Consider the following 5,000-nt stretch of genomic DNA (forward strand, 5'->3'; position numbering starts at 1 on the left):
AAAGATTACATTACCAGAAAACTCCCTTCTACTCCTTCTTAGTTTCTACTTCCAAAATATATTTAAGTTAGATTAACCCTAGATTTAATTTATACGGACGTTTTCCCCAGCGAAACTAACAACTTTATTTTAATAACTACTAGTATGTAATTAAAAAGTTACTACACTCCTTAGTACCTCTTTGTTTATCACGCACTCTATTAGAAGCAATTGAAGATATACATATTCTTATAACAGACAACGATACAAAAATCCATAATAAACTCATGTACTACTCTAGTTATAGATTTCTCCCCATATGAAGTAATAGTTGTTTATCTGTTTACTCGTAAATATATAGAAACACACTAATACATCTACTAAATATGCCTGTATCACGCATTGGCTTTATTATAAGTAATTATTATTCAGGCCACCTAGAAGGTTCACTGCTCTTAACACTGATTTACTACTACATGATGTTACTAAAACATACTTATTTCAGACATATACTATCATGATTAAACTTGTAGCTGGAACAATTCTTATAATATTTGCAGAAGTAAAAAGGATAGAAACAATCCTCGTCTAGCATTAACAATTGGATTATTTCAATGCTTAGCAATATATCCTGACTCCTCTAGAGCTAATTCTACTGTTCTTGTGTCCTTATTAATGAAAGTAAATTATAAAACTGCGTCTGATTTCTCTTTTTTCATTATTCTTCCTGTAATAGCTTGAACTGGATTTATAGCCTTAAGCTTATGAAAAAGTTAAAGATATTTAAGCATCGATGATATTTCTATGTTTACGATAAAATTCATCCTCTCTTTTATAGTAGCAATGCTAGCAGCAGGAATCTCTCTATAGATTCCTATAAACCACATACTATTAAACCGATATTCAAATCGAAATATAGACCTTATATCTCTTTCATCTTTAGTATCATCCATTCGGTATTACTGAGTGGTAATAAACCTCTGATAATAGCCACTATATCCTCTCAACAAACACTTAAGATGTACAAATAAGTTATACTCCGAAATCTAAACCGAGTAATAGTATTTCTTTTTTAAACACATGTACCGGATTAAAAATACGTACCTCAATCGATTGAGTGTACTCAACGTACCCACAAAGAACATTCGTTCCCTCCTCGCGTTGTATCACTTCTCATAGCATTTAAGAATGTTTATCCTATATCTATATTCACATTTTATCGCTAGAAGAGCGGATTAAGTTACTAACAAACATTGTTTCTAGTACTACTACATATTTTAATTAATTTATATATCTTCCGTTTGGACATATATACAAAATCATAAATTAATTTTTTCTATCTAAGAACCTAAGAATACATAATAATAAGAAACCAATACACATAAAACATCCTATACCTATCAACTCCATAACAAAAACAAACTGATTGATATACCAATCAGTTTGTTTTATTTACACATCTTCTCTTTTAAAAAGTCAATAAAAACAGATTTTGGTCTGCCTTTTAAATAGATAAAATCAATACTAATATTAATTTTCACCGGAGGCGTCATTTCCACTCGGATCAATTCTCCATTTTCTAATTCTTGTTTGACACAATGTTCAGGTAAAAAGCTAATGCCCATCCCTTGTATCACTAAATTTTTCGCTGTTTCCATATTATCTACTTCTAAAAATATATTCGGGCTTACGTCATTACTTGAAAATAGCCGATGAATCATGAGCCAATCCATTGATCCATAATCAAAGAAGATAAGAGGTTGTTTACTTACATGTTCTATTGTTACTTTTTCTTCTTTTAAAAATATATGATTTCGAGGTACAAAAAGGCCGATAGGGTCATTATAAAGACGAATTGATTCTACTTGAGGATGTGTTTCTGTTCGTACGATGCCAAAGTCAACTTCTTTATTAATAACCTTCTGTAGGATGTCTTGTGAATGACCAGTTACAATTTTTATTCTAACATCCTTAAATTCAGATTTAAAACCAGGTAAAATTTCAGGGAGGATATTATTAGATATTGATAAAGCACTCCCAATTACCAAGTCATACGGAATTGTTACTTGTTGCAAACCATACTTAGCTTCCTGGTAAGATTGCAAAATTTTTTGTGCATGTGGGAAAAAATACTCTCCTTTTTCGGTTAAAGAGATTTTATTACCATTTCGATGAAAAAGCTTTATATTAATTTCACGTTCAAGTGATTGGATACGTGCTGTTACAGAAGGTTGGGTTAAATAAAGAGCTTCGGCAGCTTTATTGAAACTACCAAGTTGACAAACATATATAAAAGCTTCAATATTTTCGATATTCATGTCTAAACACTCCTTACTTTAGCTCCCTATTATAATTAACTATAACATGTACACGTAAAAGCATATGCATCAAACATCCATAAAATAAGAATGCAACACTTCTGCCACATTCTTAACTTCTAAATCACACTTTTATTAGTTCTGTCTCTGTTTTATTAGCTATTTTAATAACCACTTTTGCCACAATTTCTGTTGGATCAATGACACAAATATTTTCGGATGATTTCAATACAAGAGGAACCTCTGTACAACCTGCTATAATAGCCTCAGCCCCGCTCTCTTTCAATTTATCAGCAACCATCGAAAGATGTAAACACCCTGTTTTTAAATCCCCACTTTTAATAGCATATATTCCTTCCATCACTTTTTTTTGCATTTCTTTATCAGGATCAATGACATCAATCCTGTAATCTTGACAACTGTTTTGGTATAGTTCTGCCTTAACCGTCCCATCCGTAGCCAACAAACCTACCTTTCTAAAATTATTTTCTTGCACAAAACGAGCCGTTTCTAAAGGCATATGCAAGATTGGAATATTAACAGACCTTTTAACTGCTTTATAGAAAAAATGAGCGGTATTACACGCAATAACAAGAAAATCTGCACCAGCGTTTTGCAGTCGCTGGGCTGATTGTACAATGTAAGGGGTCGGATCTATTCCCTTTCCCAAAATAGCCGTTGTCCGATCAGGTATTTGAGAATAGTTGTCCGCAATGATATGGATATGGTCTTGGTCTTTCATTGCAGGTGTGTAAGAAATAATTTTATTCATTAAATCAACAGTCGCCAAAGGTCCCATGCCCCCAATAATCCCAACAACTCTTTGCATTTTATTCACCACTTTTAAACATATTTTGAATGATTGACTTCATTATAAGTTCTTTTTTAAGAGATGAATTATAGAAGGAATCTATACAACAATAGAAAATATGTATTGATAACTAATATATAAAAGAATTTTAATATCTAACAAGTAATGGGCCAGTATATATGCTGGTTAATAACTGGTATACGAGTAGAAAGCTTATCGATACGTACAGCCAAAAAGAATTTCATCTAATTCTGATTGGTGGGTTACAGGCAAATCCCCCTTCGGCCTGGTCCAGTATTAAAATTATTAAATTCGATTCTAACTAATATACAAAAAACTGCAATCGACTCATTTACCGCGTCTGTTCATGACTATAAAGTACATCTTGGTAATACGAAAAATGCCAAGGTCCTGTTGTCTTAGGAACACGAATTCGATTCAAGGAATCCTTTCACATGCCTATCAGGTTAATTTGAATACACATCTCCTATATAACGAAAAAAACGCTATCCTTTTAGTAAAATCATTGATAAGGAGGCGTTTTGGGGGATGTTTTATTATACGAGCAATTGCAACTCTTTGCTCAAGGATTGTACCGTAATTTATCTCTTAAAATCCCTCATAAGTTCGGAAAAGATATTTCATTGTCTCACTATCTGCCTGGCTTATTCGAGACATCGCATCTTGCCACTCTCACTCAACTATGCAGTACATTAGATGTAGCGATATTCTCACTGAATTGCTCTAAAAGAAGATTACAGTACACCTCGTGTTCATATAGAGCATCGCAGACAAATATGCGATTACTAGGAGAAAGTGCCCATAAAGCTGTTTCCTGCTAGATGAATGTACTCATAGAGTACTATATTAATCACGAACTTATTTTATAAAACACAAAAAAGACGAGTCATTCTGACTCGTCTTAAGCTTGCTTGGCGACGTCCTACTCTCACAGGGACAAGGTCCCAACTACCATCGGCGCTAGAGAGCTTAACTTCCGTGTTCGGTATGGGAACGGGTGTGACCTCTCTGCCATCATCACCAAACTATGAAGGCATATTCCTTCAAAACTAGATAACATTGCTTCATATTATATGGTTAAGTCCTCGATCTATTAGTATTCGTCAGCTCCACATGTCACCATGCTTCCACCTCGAACCTATCAACCTGATCATCTTTCAGGGATCTTACTAGCTTACGCTATGGGAAATCTCATCTTGAGGGGGGCTTCATGCTTAGATGCTTTCAGCACTTATCCCTTCCGCACATAGCTACCCAGCTATGCCCTTGGCAGAACAACTGGTACACCAGCGGTGCGTCCATCCCGGTCCTCTCGTACTAAGGACAGCTCCTCTCAAATTTCCTACGCCCACGACGGATAGGGACCGAACTGTCTCACGACGTTCTGAACCCAGCTCGCGTACCGCTTTAATGGGCGAACAGCCCAACCCTTGGGACCGACTACAGCCCCAGGATGCGATGAGCCGACATCGAGGTGCCAAACCTCCCCGTCGATGTGGACTCTTGGGGGAGATAAGCCTGTTATCCCCGGGGTAGCTTTTATCCGTTGAGCGATGGCCCTTCCATGCGGAACCACCGGATCACTAAGCCCGACTTTCGTCCCTGCTCGACTTGTAGGTCTCGCAGTCAAGCTCCCTTATGCCTTTGCACTCTACGAATGATTTCCAACCATTCTGAGGGAACCTTTGGGCGCCTCCGTTACACTTTAGGAGGCGACCGCCCCAGTCAAACTGCCCACCTGACACTGTCTCCCGGGTCGATAAGACCCGTAGGTTAGAATTTCAATACAGTCAGGGCGGTATCCCACCAGCGCCTCCACCGAAGCTAGCGCTCCGGTTTCAAAGGCTCCCGCCTATCCTGTACAAACTGTA

Annotated in this window: 3 protein-coding genes and 2 rRNA genes (1 of these 5 only partly in view); 1 reads left to right on the top strand and 4 read right to left on the bottom strand. The window is 36.6% G+C overall.

Translation table 11 applies throughout. The features are described from left to right. Window positions 1–579: 579 nt before the first annotated feature. Window positions 580–720 carry an undecaprenyl-diphosphate phosphatase gene (locus tag LMD38_RS28755; protein ID WP_324251912.1) on the top strand — a complete coding sequence of 47 codons (141 nt, stop codon included), beginning with the start codon at window positions 580–582 and terminating at the stop codon, window positions 718–720. Between the two features lie 707 nt (window positions 721–1,427). On the opposite strand, the gene LMD38_RS24515 is transcribed toward LMD38_RS28755, so the two are convergent. From LMD38_RS24515 to LMD38_RS24530, 4 genes are all read right to left on the bottom strand, one after another. Next, the gene (locus tag LMD38_RS24515) at window positions 1,428–2,297 is read right to left on the bottom strand and encodes a LysR family transcriptional regulator (protein ID WP_001019591.1); all 870 of its coding nucleotides are present in this window, start codon (window positions 2,295–2,297) and stop codon (window positions 1,428–1,430) included. A 124-nt stretch (window positions 2,298–2,421) separates the two neighbouring features. After that, on the bottom strand, window positions 2,422–3,126 hold the full coding sequence (cuyB, locus tag LMD38_RS24520; protein WP_001190087.1) for a cysteate racemase: 705 nt from the start codon (window positions 3,124–3,126) through the stop codon (window positions 2,422–2,424). 912 nt (window positions 3,127–4,038) lie between these two features. Then, a 5S ribosomal RNA gene (rrf, locus tag LMD38_RS24525) occupies window positions 4,039–4,154 on the bottom strand. 48 nt (window positions 4,155–4,202) lie between these two features. Beyond that, window positions 4,203–5,000: ribosomal RNA gene (locus LMD38_RS24530) — 23S ribosomal RNA — on the bottom strand (it continues 2,125 nt past the right edge of the window).

The sequence above is a fragment of the Bacillus pacificus genome (assembly GCF_020861345.1).
Classification (GTDB): Bacteria; Bacillota; Bacilli; order Bacillales; family Bacillaceae_G; genus Bacillus_A; species Bacillus_A pacificus.

Excerpts from the sequence above, each read along its gene's own strand:
- LMD38_RS24515 (WP_001019591.1), bottom strand. The coding sequence starts at position 2,297 with ATGAATATCGAAAATATTGAAGCTTTTATATATGTTTGTCAACTTGGT.
- cuyB (WP_001190087.1), bottom strand. The coding sequence starts at position 3,126 with ATGCAAAGAGTTGTTGGGATTATTGGGGGCATGGGACCTTTGGCGACT.